Below are 13,869 nucleotides of genomic sequence, written 5' to 3' on the forward strand. Positions count from 1 at the left end.
TCAGCCGGATTCTCGGTATTGGTTGGTTGTTTTATTGACGTGGTTGAAGTCGCTGAATTAGTTTATAACTGACTAGTGAGTCAGTATTCAGTCGATGAGGTTTGTGCCATGTCTGCCCCCAATGCCAATGCCATAGTCGACCCGGGGCCGGGCGCGCCCAAGACGGCGCGTGGCGCGCGTACGCGTGCGCGCATACTCAAGGCGGCCGAAGCGACGTTCGGCACGCTGGGTTATCACCGCGCCGGCATCAGCGATATCACCCGCGATGCCGGCGTTGCCCAGGGCACCTTCTATAACTACTTCGCGGGCAAGGAAGAAATTCTTCGCGAACTGGTGCGGGATATGGGCCATCAGGTGCGTGCACGTCTGGCCGCCGAAGTCGTCAATGCACGCGATCGTCTCGAGGCAGAAGAAAAAGGCCTGCGTGCCTTTCTCGAATATCTGCACGACAACCCGTTCCTCTATCGCGTGCTGCAGGAAGCGCAGTTCGTCGATGAGTCGATTTACCGCGAATACTACGAGGCGTTCGGGCGCGGTTATCTGCGCATGCTCGCCGACGCAACCCGCAAGGGCGAGATTCGCTCGGGCAATAACGAAGTCCGGGTATGGGCGCTGATGGGGATGTCGAACTTTCTGGGCTTGCGCTATGCGCTCTGGGAGGACGACGTTTCGTTCGACGAAATCGTGACCACGATCTCCGATCTGTTTCGCCATGGGCTGGCGATCGACGGCCTGGATCGAAAGCCGTGAGTGCCGTGCGCAGCGGTATCGAAGATCGTATCGCGCGCGTGACGCTCGATCGTCCCGAACGCCATAACGCACTTGTGCCGGAATTGCTGTGCGGTCTGCGCGCCGCGCTCGCCGAGATCCGTGCATCCGATGCGCGCGTGTTGATTCTGGACGCCAGCGGGCCGTCTTTTTCCACCGGCGGGGACGTGGCCGCTTTCGCCGATACCGCGCGCTCGGATCGAAAAGCCTATGCCCAGCAGGTGGTCGGCGAACTCAACGCGACGCTGCTGGACTTGCTCGAGATGCCCATGCCGACCGTGGTCGCCGTACACGGCATGGTGACCGGCGGCTCGGTGGGTCTGGTGCTGGCCTGCGATATCGCCGTGGTGGGCGATGGCGCGAGCTTTGCGCCCTGGTACACGGTGGTGGGTTTCAGCCCGGACGGTGGCTGGACGACGCTCATGCCTGAACGCATTGGCCGCGCCCGAGCGCTGGATATACAGCTGACCAATCGGCGCCTGGACGCCGATGAGGCCTATCGTCTGGGGCTGGCCCAGTATCGAGCCGGCGCCCACGACACCGGCATACGCGCGCTCGAAGTGGCACGCGTCATTCGCGCCGCGCGTGCCGGCAGCGTCGCCCACACCCTGGCGCTGACCCGGCCGGATAGAACCACCGTGGCCGCCGGGCTGGAAGCCGAATACCGGCATTTTCTCGAACAAATCGTCAGCGACGAGGCCGACCGGGGCATGGCGGCCTTTATAAAGCGATGACGGCTATTGCTGCGATTGCCGCGCCAGATGGTCACGTTGCATCAGCCGTGCTGGCCGCGAGCCGCGATAAACAAGAATAACGACGACGGAGGCAGAAATGCAGATGTTCGACCTGCTGGGTCATCGGGCGCGGGTAACGCCGGACCGACCTGCATTGGAGGATCTGGACAGCGGCGAATGCTATGACTACGCCGGCTTGAACGAGCGGGCGGCTCGTCTGGCGGCCGCAGCCCGACAGCACTGGGGACTTGAAGAGGGCGATCGGATCGCCTGGCTGGGTCACAGCCGCGCAGAGTTCTTCGCCATGTTGTTCGGCTGTGCCAAGGCCGGTCTGATCCTCGTGCCATTGAACTGGCGCCTGGCGGTACCGGAACTCACCGTGTTGATGGCCGATTGCACGCCGCGCGCATTGATCTTCGGCGCCGAGTTTGCCGAAGCTGCGGCGACGCTCGCGAAAAAACAGCGGGGTTTGACCCTGATCGCGCTGGACGCGCCCGCACAGGGGCAGCGCGACTATGGGCACGACCTGGCCGATACCGAGCCGGCTCTGAGCGCGCATCCTGACAAGGATCCCGATACGCCGTGGTATCTGCTCTATACCTCGGGCACCACCGGCAAGCCCAAGGGCGTGATCCAGACCTTTCGCATGATGATGGCCAACTATTTCAACATCGGCCTCGCGGTGGAGCTCACCAGCAGCGACGTATTGCTCAACGTGCTGCCCCTGTTTCATACCGCCGGCATCAATCTCTATTCATCGGCGGTATTTCTGGCCGGCGGCTGCGTGCTGGTGCCGCGCGGTTTCGATGCGGATCAGGCGTTGCAGGTGCTCGAGCACAGAGCCACGGTTTTCTTCGGTGTGCCTGCGGTCTATCAGGCCCTGCTTGCCCAGCCGGGCTTCAGCGGTGAGCGGTTGCAGCGGGTTCGCTCCTGGGGCTGCGGCGGTGCGCCGCTGTCGCTGACGGTTGCACAGCAGTATGTCGATGCCGGCATTCATGTGCGTACCGGCATGGGCATGACCGAGACCGGCCCGACGGTTTTCCTGCTCGACGAAGATAAGGTGCTCGAAAAGATCGGCTCTATCGGCCGTCCGCAGCTGCTCACCGAGGTGCGCATCGTCGACCTGGTGGGGGATGACGTCGACTGCGGCGAGGCCGGCGAATTATGGATCCGCGGGCCGAATATCACGCCCGGTTACTGGGGCCAGCCCGATGCCACCGCCCAGGCCATAGACGAACAGGGCTGGTTGCACAGCGGCGACATCGCCCGCTGCGATGCGCAGGGCGATTACTACATCGTCGATCGCCTGAAGGATATGTATATCTCGGGTGGTGAAAACGTCTATCCCGCAGAAGTGGAGTACGTGCTCGGCCAGCATGCGGCGATTGCAGAAGTGGCCGTGGTCGCCGCCCCGGACGAGCACTGGGGTGAAGTCGGTACCGCGTTCTATGGGCTACGGCCGGACGCACCGCCGCCGGAAGTCGATACGCTGCGCGCGTTCTGCCGTGAGCGACTGGCCGGTTACAAGGTGCCCGCCAAATTCATCCAGGTCGATGCGCTGCCGCGAAACGCGCTCGGCAAGGTCACCAAGCAGGTGCTGCGTGAAAATTCATGACGCCGGGCGCGATCACGCGCTCGAAAACTTCCATGCCGGCCGGCCCATCGAGCGCGAGCTCATTCTCACGCAGGCGGATTTCGATCGGTTTGCCGCGTTGAGCGGTGACCACAATCCGATCCATGTCGACCCGGCCTATGCTGCACGCACCCGTTTCGGTGCGACCGTATCGCACGGCATGCTTTTGTTCGCCGCGGTGCGCGAATTCGTGGGCTGTGTATTCGCGGACCGAGGGTTGCAGGCACAAACACTCAAATTTCCGACGCCGGCCTATGCCGAAGAGCCGCTGCGTATCGAACTCGTCGGCCAGGGCGATGCGTGCGACGGTGTTCTGGCACTGGCGACACGGGTGGTGAAGCTGGACGGCCAGCTATGCCTGGACGGTATGTGTCGCGTTCGGACAGCAACCGGGAATGGCTCATGAGCGAACAGATTCCACGCTTCGATGCGCTGGCCGTTGGCGACCGTGCGACCACGACCCGATCTTTCAGCGACGCCGACATGGCCCGCTGGTGCGACATGATGTCGGTCACGAAGGCTCCCGAACAGGTGCCCGAACCGCTGATCGCTGCGCTGTTTTCGTATCTGCTGGGCGAGCAGTTGCCGGGGCACGGCACGAACTACCTCAAACAGGAGATGCAATTCGAGCACGCGGCGTGTGTTGGCGAGGAACTCACCGTCGAGGTCTGCGTAAGCCGCCTGCGCCGCGACGAGGCCCTGGTCGATCTTGATACCACGTGTACGGGTAGCGAGGGCCGTACGATTTGTTCCGGTCGCGCGCTGGTTCTTTTTGCGTGTTGATCCGATGCTAGATGCACGCCTTGGCGCCTGGCTGGAGCAAGTCAATCAGCGGACGGCGGAATCGGACGACCCGGAAATCGCGGCCGACCCAGCGGCAGTGCGCAGCAACCTGGCCGCCATGACGGCGCAGTTCGTAAGCCCCGGGCCTGGCGTTTCATGGGTGGCCGACCGTGTAGTCGAAGCCGAAGGCCAGTCGGTCGACGTGCGGTTGTACGATCCCGCGCCGCAGCGCGCGAAGCCTGTCTTGTTGTTTTTTCATGGCGGCGGCCATATGGCCGGAAGCGTTGCCGTTTACGACCCGATCTGTCGACGTCTTGCCGAAGCCAGCGGCGGGCTGGTCGTGTCGGTCGATTATCGGCTCGCGCCCGAACATCCCTATCCGCAGGGCCTCGAGGATTGCCTGCACGTGGTCCGGCATGTCCGGGCGCTGCTGGAATCGGCGCAGCGGCTGTTTGAACCACGTCTCGTATTGGTGGGCGATTCCGGCGGCGCGGCGCTGGCCGCAACGATCAGCGCCCGCGCCCAGACCGATGCCTCGCTGGCAGTCGATGCGCAGGTATTGATCTATCCCAGCCTCGATTACACGCTGAACCACCGGTCCGTGTACGACAACGGTCGCGGTTATCTACTAGAACAGGCGCGTATCGGCTGGTATTTCGATTGCTATTTTCAGGGTCAGGAAGACCGTCTTGCCGTGTCGCCGTTGTACATGCCGGTCACGCCAACGCTGGCGCCGACGCTGGTGATCAGCGCCGGCTACTGCCCGCTGCGCGACGAGGCGTTCGCTTATGCGCAGCGTCTGGCTGCCGGCGGCGTGACCTGTCGGCATCGGCACTTCGCCGACATGATCCATGCCTATCTGAACCTCGAAGCATTGGTACCCGAGGCCTGCGCCCAGACCTATAGAGAAATAGGCGATTTCCTCGCGCGCTAAGGCCCAGGCCAACGGGTCATCGGCCTTGGCCGTCGCATACGGTGTTCGTTCGTGTCCGGTTGGACGCGACGAGCACCGCGTATGGAAACGACGGCCAGGGCAGCCACGGCCTATTTCGCTGTCACGGCGCGTCGCGACGCGACCTGGGCGAAGCCGTAGCTGGCCGCGACATAGGCTACCAACGCGCTGATGACCGCATTGACGGGGGGAATACCGGGCAACAGGTTGGCGGCTGCAAAGCCGACCGCCCAGGCGCCGACGGCTATCCAGTTCACCTGTCTGAGCGCGGCCTGCTCGAGCGTTGGATAGTGGCGGCGTGCCACGATGAAGAAATCGGCGATCAGGATCGCGCCGATCGGCGGCAGGGCCGAGCTGAGAAACGACAGCCAGCCAACGAAGTTGTTGTACAGCCACAGGGCGGCGAGCGTGCCGATCAAGCCGTTGAAAATCACGATCCAGTGCTTGGGCAGACGGGTGATATTGGCAAAGCCGAGCGAGGCGGCATACAGCGCGTTGTCGTTGGTCGTCCAGATATTGAGCCCGAGGACCAGAATCGCGGGCAGGATCAGCCCCTGGGCGAACATGACCTGGGAGATGTCGGCTTCGCTGTAGACCAGCGCACCCACTGCACCAAAAGTGAACATCAGCGAATTGCCCAGAAAGAAGGCGATCAGCGTCGTGCTCACGCCCACTGTTGGATTGCGAGCAAAGCGCACGAAGTCCGGCGTCAGGGTCGCGCCGCTGATGAACGATCCGATACAGGCAGTGAGCGCCACGGCCAGGGTGATCGGCTCGTCCGGGATGATGGAAGCCAGCGCGTCGAGGCCACCGGCTTCGCCCACGGCCATCGCCACCGACATGTTGCCGAGTACGAAGATCGCCGGTACCGCGATGAAGCTCAGGATCGTCAGGGCCTTGAAACCGACCCAGGCGGTGGCGGTCATGAGTACGCCGCCAATGGCGATCAAGGCATAGATATTGAATCCGGTTGCGGCCTGGATGGGCAGGGCGAACATCACCACGCCCACGCCGAACCAGCCCACCTGCGTGCCGCCGAGCAGAAACGACGGCAGCCACGAGCCGCGCACGCCGAAGGCATAGCGGCTGAGCAGATGCGTGGACAGGCCGGTACGGCTGGCGATGAAGGCCAGCGCCACGGCATACAGCCCGAGCACGAGATTGCCCGCCATCACGATCGCGGCGAACTCCAGCAGCGTCAGGCCCTGGCCGAGCGTGCCGCCGGCCCACATGCTGGCCGAGAAGAAGGTAAAGCCGAGCATGACGGCGAGCATGGTCCAGAAACCGCGACGCGCGTTTTCGGGAACGGCAGAGAATTCAAAGTCCTGGAAATCGTGTTCGGATTGCGGCATCGGTCGATATACGGTGGAGCGAGGACAAAAGGCGCGCGATCGGCGACAGGCGGCTGCACCCAAACGGCGCAACCCGGCGCGGCATTATCCTTCAGTTGGAAGCGAAGCCGAAGCACAGCAAAGCCCGTGCCAGCAGAAAAAGAGGCGCGCAGCAGTCGCGTAGCGCGCTATGCATGGGTCAGCGCGCTCTTGATAACGCGGCGCGTGTCGGGTGGAAAGCAAGGGTTGAAGCGATCCGCGTACGTGCCGATACGCCGCGTCTGGCCGACGATATCGGGAAAGCCGCTTTTTGGCAGGAATATCGTAGTCGGCCAGGCGGGCAAGCCGCGCGGCCCTGTCCGCGGATTTCAGTGCAGTAGCGGCTCCGCCAGGTATGCTCGAGCGTGCGCGATGTGCGCGGCCGAGTAATGGTGAGACGCGGCAGTCGCGGCCTGCTATGGGCGAGCGACGGCGTCAGTGGTCCCGAACATAAGCGGTACGCGCTTGAAGACCACGTTGGCGCGATCTACGCGGTACGTAGGGGCCTCGGCATCCATGCGGGCCGATGTCGTGAGCGGCTCGGACGCGGTGGCCGCGCGGAGCAGCCGATCTGGTCTGGATAAAAAAAGGGCAGCTCGAAAGCTGCCCTCGCTGGTAGCGGCCAGATACGGTCGCACCCAGGGGATTACATATCCGAATCGCGCTGCTGGTTGAGCTCTTCCGGACTGGACGGATCGCGCTGACCCATGCCGGTGTCGCCGTCGGCGCTGTTGCCGTCGCCCATGCTGTTGCCGCCGGACATGGTGTCCTGGCTCATCGAACCGTCGTTGGACATCGAGCCTTGGCCCTGCATGCCGTTGTCGTTCGACATCGCGCCTTCGTTGGAGCGCTCGGCATCGTAGTCCTGGCTGTCCCGCTGGCCGTCCGTGCTGCCATAGCTGTCGTCGCGGGCGTGGCTCTGGCTCTTGACGGTACCGTCGCTGGACATCCCGCTACCGCCGGCCATGTCGCTGTCGCTGCTCATGCCGCTCTCGCTGGACATGGTGCTGCTGGTGTTGCCGGAGGCGCTGCCAGCCGATTCGGCAGCGAACGCCGCCGGCGTGAACGTTACGGCGCCGGCAACGACCAATGCGGTCAGGACGGACGGGGTAAACTTGGAAATGGGATGCATAATGCAACTCCTGTGGTGTTCTTTTCCGGACTGGAAAATGGGTAGCCGGAAACTGCAGCCTAATGACGTTTTTCGAATGGCGCCTGAACGGCAGCGACCGTAAAAACGCGTCTGGGAAAATACTATGGTGCCGAGCTCGGGGCGCGATATCCGCAATTACCCGCAGCCCGAGCGATACGTGTCGTCACGCTGGTTTTAGCGCGCAAACACCTGTTGCCACAGCTAATGGTTTTTGAAATAGGCGGTAATGATGGTCCGTCATCGACAATATCGCGCAGGGAGCGGCCAGAAGGAATAGCGATGAGAGCGATACGGTGTCTGCAAAAACTTGCGATCGGGTGGGTGTTGGCAATGGCACTCGGTGCGGTGGCGCCTGCCGCCCTGGCGGACAGCGACTCGGTGATGGTCTTCGCTGCCGCCAGCCTCAAGAATGCGATGGACGAAGTGGTGGGCAACTACGAACGTCACAACCCCACCCGCGTACGGGTCAGCTATGCCGGCAGCTCGACGCTCGCTCGCCAGATCGAGCAGGGCGCGCCAGCGGATGTTTTTGTATCCGCCAATCAGAACTGGATGGATCGGCTCGAGACACGTGACATGATTCGTGCCTCGTCGCGCTTCGACCTGCTGCGCAATACGCTGGTGCTGGTGGCGCCCGCGAACAGCGATAACCGCATCGCGCTCGATCGGCCCGGCGAGCTACGGTCTGTGCTCGGCGACGACGGCTATCTGGCCATGGCCAATACCGATGCAGTGCCGGCCGGTATCTATGGTCGTCAGTCGTTGCAACGGCTGGGTCTGTGGCCCGGCTTGCAGGGCCGTATCGCCCAGGCCGAGGACGTACGCGCCGCGCTTGCCCTGGTCGCGCGCGGCGAGGCGCCGCTGGGCGTGGTGTACGCCAGCGACGCGGTTGCCGAGAAGAAAGTCCGGGTGGTGGCAAAATTCGCTGCCGACAGCCACGACCCGATCGTCTATCCGGCGGCCCTGCGGGCCGGTGTCGATAACCCGGCCGCCGAGCAGCTGTTGGCTTACATGCGCAGTGATGCGGCACGCGCCGTGTTCAAGCGCTGGGGATTCGCAGTCGTCGCCCACGACTGAAGCGCATCATGTTCGATCCCGCCATGCTCGAGGTCCTGTCGCTGAGTTTGTGGGTGGCCACGGCGGCCGTGCTGTTCAGCCTGCCGCTGGCGTTGTGGGTGGCCTGGTTTCTGGCCCGCTCGCGCTGGCGCGGCAAGATGGTGGTCGATGCGCTCGTGCATCTGCCCCTGATCCTGCCGCCTGTGGTTACCGGCTATCTGTTGCTGATCGGTCTGGGCCGCAACAGCCTCGTGGGCGGCTGGCTGGCCGATACCTTCGGGCTGGTGTTCGCCTTTCGCTGGACCGGCGCGGCGCTGGCCGGCGCGATCATGGGGTTTCCGCTGCTCGTTCGCCCGATCCGCCTGTCGCTGGAAGCCATCGATACGCGCGTGGAGTCCGCGGCGGCCACGCTGGGCGCATCGCCGCTGTGGGTGGCGCTGACCGTGACCTTGCCGCTGGCCCTGCCGGGGGTGATCGCGGGGCTGGTGCTGGCGTTTGCCCGCGCCCTGGGCGAGTTCGGCGCGACCATCACCTTCGCCTCCAATATCCCGGGCGAAACCCGCACCCTGCCGATCGCGATCTATACCTTCATCCAGGTACCTGGCGGGGAAGGCCGGGCGGCCCAGCTCATTCTCGTGTCGATAGCGGTATCGCTGGCGGCGCTGGTGGTTTCCGAGCTGATCGCCCGCCGGGTGAAACGATTACAGGCGATTGCCTGATGCTGTCGATCGATATCGCACATCGCCAGGGCGATTTCTCGCTTGAATGCGCCTTCGACAGCGATGCCCGCGTGACCGGTCTGTTCGGGCCCTCGGGCGCGGGCAAGAGCACTCTGTTACGTATCATTGCCGGGCTGGTGCGGCCCGACCGGGGCCGAGTGGAACTGGCCGGGCGCTGCGTATTCGATAGCCGGGCCGGGGTGCACGTGCCGGCGCACAGGCGTCGTATTGGCTACGTGTTCCAGCGCGCGCGCCTGTTCGCGCATCTGAACGTACGCCACAACCTGGGCTACGGGGCCTGGTTCGCCCGCGAAAAACCGGGTCGTGCGCGTTTCCGGCAGGTGGTCGACATGCTCGATATCGGGCCGCTGCTCAATCGCCGCGTTACCGGCTTGTCCGGGGGCGAACAGCAACGGGTGGCCATCGGTCGGGCATTATTATCGAACCCCGCCATGCTGCTGCTGGACGAACCCCTGGCTTCGCTGGACGTTGCACGGCGCCAGGAAGTGCTGCCGTATATCGAACGTCTGAGCGCGGAGTCCGAGCTGCCGATCGTGTTCGTGAGCCATCAGCTGGACGAATTGCTGCGCCTGGCCAATCGGCGGGTTGTGGCCGTTCGCGACGGCCGGGTGACGTTCAGCGGTCCGACCGCCGAGTTTCTGGCACAGCCGTCGCTGCTGGGCGCTGAGCAGGCCGGGGATGCCGGGGTGTTGTTGCGCGGTAAAATCATCGCGCATTGGTCCGGTGACGGGCTGACCGAGATCGCCTGCGGTCGGCAATCTTTGTTCGTGCCGCATGTGGCGCATCCGGCGGGGTCTGCGATTACCCTGCACGTACGGGCACGCGACGTCATGCTGGCGTGCCAGCGCCCGCAGGATATCAGCGCCTTGAACGTGCTCGAAGCCCGTATCGAACAGCTCGTCGCCGACGGCGACTATGCAGTGAATGTCCATATGCGGGTGGGCGAGCAACCGCTGGAAGCCCGTATCACCCGGCGCTCGGCCGAGTCGCTGGTCCTTGTCCCCGGCCAGACCATCCATGCCGTGGTCAAGAGTCTGGCCCTGGCTGAACAGGCGTGGGAGCGGCTGGGCGGACTCTAATGCGCAGCAACCGCAGGCGCCGGGGTGGCGGGTTCCTGGCCGCGCCGTGTCAGTCGATCTCAGCCGGCGTGAGCGGCGAAGCGCTGATGGATTTCCAGCACATGAACGATACTGGGTAGCAGCGCGGCCAGCGTTTCCTGTGCGCCTGAGCGGCTGCCCGGGAAGGTCAGCACGAGCGAATTGCCGGCAAAGCCGGATACGCCGCGCGAGAGCACCGCATAGGGGGTACGCCGCTGGCCGAAGGCGCGCGCGGCTTCCATCAGCCCCGGCATGGGCGTGGTCAACAACGGTTCGACCGCTTCCACCACCCGGTCCTTCGGGCCGATGCCGGTGCCACCGACGGTGACGATCAGCTGGGCGTCGGCTGCGATCGCGGCGTCGAGCGCTTTGCGGACCTGTGTTTCATCGTCGTGCAGCAGCTGATAGTCGACCGGCGCGAAGCCGGCTTTCTCCAGGCCTTCGAGCACATGGCGACCGGCGGTATCCGGTTTGTGGCCGTCGGCCACCGGGTCCGAGACCATCAGTACGGTCGCCGACAACGGTTTTTTGAGCGTTCGCGTGAAGTGGCTCTTGCCACCGGTCTTGTCGAGCAGCCGCGTTTCGCCAATGGCCAGCTCTTCGGCCTCGGCATAGGGCTTGAGCATGTCGTAAAGCGTAAGCGCGGCCATGCTGGCGGCAGTGAGGGCTTCCATTTCGACACCGGTGGGGCCGATTGTATGGACTTCGGCCTCGATCACCACGCGCTCGGCCTCGATATGGAAATGCACCTCGGCGGCATGGATGGGCAGCGGGTGACACAGCGGCAGCAGTTCATCCGTGCGTTTAGCGGCGAGAATGCCGGCAATACGGGCACTGGCCTGGGGGTCGCCTTTTTCGGTGTCGCGATCGGCGATACGCTGCAGGCAATGGCCGGGCGCATGGAAACTCGTTGTAGCGGTCGCCGAGCGCAGGGTCTCGGGCTTCATGCCGACATCTTTCATGACTGTGGTCCTGATTCGCGGGCTTTGTCTGCGTCGCGCGGGCGTTCCGGGCGGGGCACTTCCGTGCCTTCGAGATAGGCGCTGCTGCCGTCGGCATAGAATTCGTTCTTCCATACCGCCACGCGTGCCTTGAGTTCCTCAAGCGCATAGCGTGCGGCTTCGAAGGCGGCGTCGCGGTGCACGGCGCGTACCACCACGTAGACGCTCACCTCGCCCAGGCCCAGGCGGCCGGTACGGTGCTGTATCCGGCAGGCGTGGGCCTCGAATTTGTCCATGGTCTCGGCCTCGATATCGGCCAGCGTGCGGGCCGCGAGCGGGCCATAGGCCGAATAATCCATGGACTCCACCTCGCGGCCGGCGTTGTTCAGGCGCACGGTGCCGCCGAAGACCACCAGCGCCCCGCAACGATCGTCTGCGGTTTCCGCCATCAGCGCGTCGAGGTCCAGGGGGTCGTCGGTCAGATGGCGGAGTGAATCCGCCTGCCCGCCGGACACCGGCGGGATCAGCGCGACCCTGTCGCCATCGGCCAACGGGGTATCGCTGGCCAGCAGGGTATCGCCGCGTGCGCAGGCCGTGCGTGAGAGCAGATCACGCGCGCTTGGATACTGCTGCTGTGCGCAGTCGATAAGCTGGGCGGGCGTGAACGGCGTGCCGAGGCGGAGGGCCACCGTGTCGGCGCCCATCAGCGCGGCAAGCTGGCCGAAACATTCGGCATGGACGGTAATCGAATCGCTCATGATCGGGTCACGGCAGAAATGCAATACGCAAGGCTAGAGGGTGGTTGCGACCGGGGCAATCGCCGACGGCTCGGCGTCGCGATCAGTCGTCGTTAGCGCGGGCCGTCGTGCGGCCTGCGCCCGTGCACCAGAACGCCAGCGCGCTGGCCTCCAGTACGGCCGCCACCGCGAGCGCGCCCGGCCAGCCGCCGAGTTCGTAGGCGATGCCCGAGACGAGCGAACCGAGCGCGCCGAACAGAAAGAAACAGCCCATATAGGCGGTCGTAATCCGGCTGCGGGCATCCGGACGCAGGGTATAGATCGTGCTCTGGTTGAGAATCTGCACGCCCTGAACGCCCAGATCCATCAGCAGCAGTCCGACGATGATCGCGGTCAGGCTATGCGGGTTGAAGCCCATGAACACGAACGAGCCGCAGGCGAGCAACAGGAAAGCGCCGGTTGCCCAGCGTTCGTAGCCACTGTCGTGAAAACGCCCGGCCAGCGATGCACCCAGCGCGCCAGCCGCGCCGAACAGGCTGAATAGGCCGATAGTGGTTTCACTGTAGTTGTAGGGCGCGCCAGCGAGCAGGAAGGGCAGTACCGTCCAGGTGATGGTGAAGCCGGCAAAGCCAAAGGCGCCGTAGACGATACGCCGTCGCAGCACCGGTTCCTCGACCAGCAGCGCGCCTACCGAGCGCAGCACCTGGCCGTAGCGCAGCGTATTCACTGGCGGCGCGTTGTTCGGCAGTACCCGCCAGAGCAGGATTGTCTGGGCCAGCATGGCGATCGCGGCACAGCCGAATACGGCCCGCCAGCCGGCTATATCGGCGACGATGCCGGAAAACGCACGAGCCAGCAGAATGCCGATCAGCAACCCGCTCATCACCCGTCCGACCACCGCGCCGCGCTGGGCCGGCGCGGCCAGGGTGGCGGCCATGGGCACCATGATCTGGGCCGAGGTGGCGGCCAGGCCGATCACGAAGCTGGCCAGCACGAAATAGCCGAAGGCCGGGGCCAGCGCGGCCGCGGCCAGGGCCAGCGCGGTCACCAGGCAGACGACACCGATCAGCCGACGGCGATTGAAGAAATCGCCTACGGGCACGATGAACACCAGGCCGGCGGCATAGCCGAGCTGGGTGACGGTGATGATGGTGGTGGCGCCCGCCGACGAGATATCGAAGCTGCGGGTGAGCAGATCGAGCAGGGGCTGAGCGTAATAAATGTTGGCGACCGACAGGCCGCAGGCCACGGCCATCAGCCAGGCCAGCGGGGCCGACGGCGTGAGCTCGGTATGTTCGTTCGTCACAGCGGCAGTGGGTTCGAGAAAAGGCAGCGGATTCTAACGCTGTATTGTGCACAGGTGTGTTTTTGCGCTGACTGAACCCGTATTTCCCGGCGCGGACTGTTCGATAGCTGCACCGAGGGTGCATGGCTTCCGCGTGGTGCGCGTCGAGGTCTGATTTACCCGGCCGTGCCATGTTCGGGGCCGTAGCCGGTGGCCTTGCTCTGTGAATGGAGACAAAAAAACCCGCCTGAGCACAGGCGGGTTGGGCTGCCGACGCACGGCAGGTCGGCGCGAACGCCGACCGGACGATCGATCAGTCGTCGTCGCGTTCGCTGCGCAGGATTTCGCCGGTTTTGCCGTCGATGGTGAGCTCGACGCGCTGGCCGGCCGGGTCGGTGGCCTCGACATCGTAGCGATCCATATCGCGGTCGATTTCATCGATCTGGGTATAGTCCTGGCTCTCCAGCATCTGCACGACATCGACGAGCGATTTCATGTTCGAATCGGCGCTCGCGCCGGCATCGTTCTGGGCGAATGCAATCGCCGGACCCGCGGTCAGTGCGGCGGCCAGGGCGAGGGGGGCGATACGGCTGTTGAAGTGGGACATGCGTCCTCCTTGG

Annotated in this window: 15 protein-coding genes; 9 read left to right on the plus strand and 6 right to left on the minus strand. The window is 64.4% G+C overall.

All coding sequences use genetic code 11. The features are described from left to right. The first annotated feature begins 108 nt into the window (after nt 1-108). From C84B14_RS06630 to C84B14_RS06655, 6 genes are all read left to right on the plus strand, one after another. Complete coding sequence (locus C84B14_RS06630; protein ID WP_353222775.1) at nt 109-750, plus strand: TetR/AcrR family transcriptional regulator; 642 nt, start codon at nt 109-111, stop codon at nt 748-750. Further along, nucleotides 747-1,502 carry an enoyl-CoA hydratase/isomerase family protein gene (locus tag C84B14_RS06635; protein WP_353222777.1) on the plus strand — a complete coding sequence of 252 codons (756 nt, stop codon included), beginning with the start codon at nt 747-749 and terminating at the stop codon, nt 1,500-1,502. Before C84B14_RS06630 ends, C84B14_RS06635 begins: the two co-directional genes overlap by 4 nt. 97 nt (nt 1,503-1,599) lie before the next feature. After that, on the plus strand, nt 1,600-3,117 hold the full coding sequence (locus C84B14_RS06640; RefSeq protein WP_353222779.1) for an AMP-binding protein: 1,518 nt from the start codon (nt 1,600-1,602) through the stop codon (nt 3,115-3,117). Then, a complete protein-coding gene (locus C84B14_RS06645) occupies nt 3,104-3,541 on the plus strand; it encodes a MaoC/PaaZ C-terminal domain-containing protein (RefSeq protein ID WP_353222781.1) in 438 nt (145 codons plus the stop codon). The genes C84B14_RS06640 and C84B14_RS06645 overlap by 14 nt, the downstream gene beginning before the upstream one ends. Then, complete coding sequence (locus C84B14_RS06650; protein ID WP_353222783.1) at nt 3,538-3,918, plus strand: hotdog family protein; 381 nt, start codon at nt 3,538-3,540, stop codon at nt 3,916-3,918. Before C84B14_RS06645 ends, C84B14_RS06650 begins: the two co-directional genes overlap by 4 nt. Before the next feature lie 4 nt (nt 3,919-3,922). Next, on the plus strand, nt 3,923-4,852 hold the full coding sequence (locus C84B14_RS06655; protein ID WP_353222785.1) for an alpha/beta hydrolase: 930 nt from the start codon (nt 3,923-3,925) through the stop codon (nt 4,850-4,852). A gap of 110 nt (nt 4,853-4,962) precedes the next feature. Here C84B14_RS06655 and codB read toward each other — a convergent pair whose 3' ends face one another. Further along, nucleotides 4,963-6,222 carry a cytosine permease gene (codB, locus tag C84B14_RS06660; protein ID WP_353222787.1) on the minus strand — a complete coding sequence of 420 codons (1,260 nt, stop codon included), beginning with the start codon at nt 6,220-6,222 and terminating at the stop codon, nt 4,963-4,965. A 664-nt stretch (nt 6,223-6,886) separates the two neighbouring features. Further along, entirely contained in the window at nt 6,887-7,372 is a 486-nt protein-coding gene (locus tag C84B14_RS06665) for a hypothetical protein (RefSeq protein WP_353222789.1), read from the minus strand. A 300-nt stretch (nt 7,373-7,672) separates the two neighbouring features. Between C84B14_RS06665 and modA the strand changes: the two genes are divergently transcribed. From modA to modC, 3 genes are read left to right on the plus strand one after another with little or no spacing between them, the layout of a single operon-like run. Next, a complete protein-coding gene (gene modA, locus C84B14_RS06670; protein ID WP_353222791.1) occupies nt 7,673-8,470 on the plus strand; it encodes a molybdate ABC transporter substrate-binding protein in 798 nt (265 codons plus the stop codon). Between the two features lie 8 nt (nt 8,471-8,478). Beyond that, entirely contained in the window at nt 8,479-9,168 is a 690-nt protein-coding gene (modB, locus tag C84B14_RS06675; RefSeq protein WP_353222793.1) for a molybdate ABC transporter permease subunit, read from the plus strand. Then, the gene (gene modC / locus C84B14_RS06680; protein WP_353222795.1) at nt 9,168-10,268 is read left to right on the plus strand and encodes a molybdenum ABC transporter ATP-binding protein; all 1,101 of its coding nucleotides are present in this window, start codon (nt 9,168-9,170) and stop codon (nt 10,266-10,268) included. Before modB ends, modC begins: the two co-directional genes overlap by 1 nt. A gap of 59 nt (nt 10,269-10,327) precedes the next feature. Here the strand turns inward: modC and moaCB are convergent, their stop codons facing one another. The 4 genes from moaCB to C84B14_RS06700 form a co-directional block, all read right to left on the minus strand. Further along, nucleotides 10,328-11,248, minus strand: coding sequence for a bifunctional molybdenum cofactor biosynthesis protein MoaC/MoaB (gene moaCB / locus C84B14_RS06685; RefSeq protein WP_348764997.1), 921 nt, complete (start codon nt 11,246-11,248; stop codon nt 10,328-10,330). Beyond that, the gene (locus tag C84B14_RS06690) at nt 11,245-11,985 is read right to left on the minus strand and encodes a molybdenum cofactor biosynthesis protein (protein ID WP_353222797.1); all 741 of its coding nucleotides are present in this window, start codon (nt 11,983-11,985) and stop codon (nt 11,245-11,247) included. Before C84B14_RS06690 ends, moaCB begins: the two co-directional genes overlap by 4 nt. Before the next feature lie 82 nt (nt 11,986-12,067). Then, entirely contained in the window at nt 12,068-13,270 is a 1,203-nt protein-coding gene (locus C84B14_RS06695; RefSeq protein WP_353222799.1) for an MFS transporter, read from the minus strand. Between the two features lie 292 nt (nt 13,271-13,562). Next, nucleotides 13,563-13,856, minus strand: coding sequence for a PepSY domain-containing protein (locus C84B14_RS06700; RefSeq protein ID WP_353222801.1), 294 nt, complete (start codon nt 13,854-13,856; stop codon nt 13,563-13,565). Nucleotides 13,857-13,869: the final 13 nt, after the last annotated feature.

The sequence above is a fragment of the Salinisphaera sp. C84B14 genome (assembly GCF_040361435.1).
Classification (GTDB): domain Bacteria; phylum Pseudomonadota; class Gammaproteobacteria; order Nevskiales; family Salinisphaeraceae; genus Salinisphaera.

Bases quoted from the DNA above. Each gene is read 5' to 3' on its own strand.
- C84B14_RS06630 (WP_353222775.1), top strand. From the start codon at position 109: ATGTCTGCCCCCAATGCCAATGCCATAGTCGACCCGGGGCCGGGCGCG.
- C84B14_RS06640 (WP_353222779.1), top strand. From the start codon at position 1,600: ATGCAGATGTTCGACCTGCTGGGTCATCGGGCGCGGGTAACGCCGGAC.
- C84B14_RS06650 (WP_353222783.1), top strand. From the start codon at position 3,538: ATGAGCGAACAGATTCCACGCTTCGATGCGCTGGCCGTTGGCGACCGT.
- C84B14_RS06655 (WP_353222785.1), top strand. From the start codon at position 3,923: ATGCTAGATGCACGCCTTGGCGCCTGGCTGGAGCAAGTCAATCAGCGG.
- codB (WP_353222787.1), bottom strand. From the start codon at position 6,222: ATGCCGCAATCCGAACACGATTTCCAGGACTTTGAATTCTCTGCCGTT.
- C84B14_RS06665 (WP_353222789.1), bottom strand. From the start codon at position 7,372: ATGCATCCCATTTCCAAGTTTACCCCGTCCGTCCTGACCGCATTGGTC.
- modA (WP_353222791.1), top strand. From the start codon at position 7,673: ATGAGAGCGATACGGTGTCTGCAAAAACTTGCGATCGGGTGGGTGTTG.
- modB (WP_353222793.1), top strand. From the start codon at position 8,479: ATGTTCGATCCCGCCATGCTCGAGGTCCTGTCGCTGAGTTTGTGGGTG.
- modC (WP_353222795.1), top strand. From the start codon at position 9,168: ATGCTGTCGATCGATATCGCACATCGCCAGGGCGATTTCTCGCTTGAA.
- moaCB (WP_348764997.1), bottom strand. From the start codon at position 11,248: ATGAAAGATGTCGGCATGAAGCCCGAGACCCTGCGCTCGGCGACCGCT.
- C84B14_RS06690 (WP_353222797.1), bottom strand. From the start codon at position 11,985: ATGAGCGATTCGATTACCGTCCATGCCGAATGTTTCGGCCAGCTTGCC.
- C84B14_RS06700 (WP_353222801.1), bottom strand. From the start codon at position 13,856: ATGTCCCACTTCAACAGCCGTATCGCCCCCCTCGCCCTGGCCGCCGCA.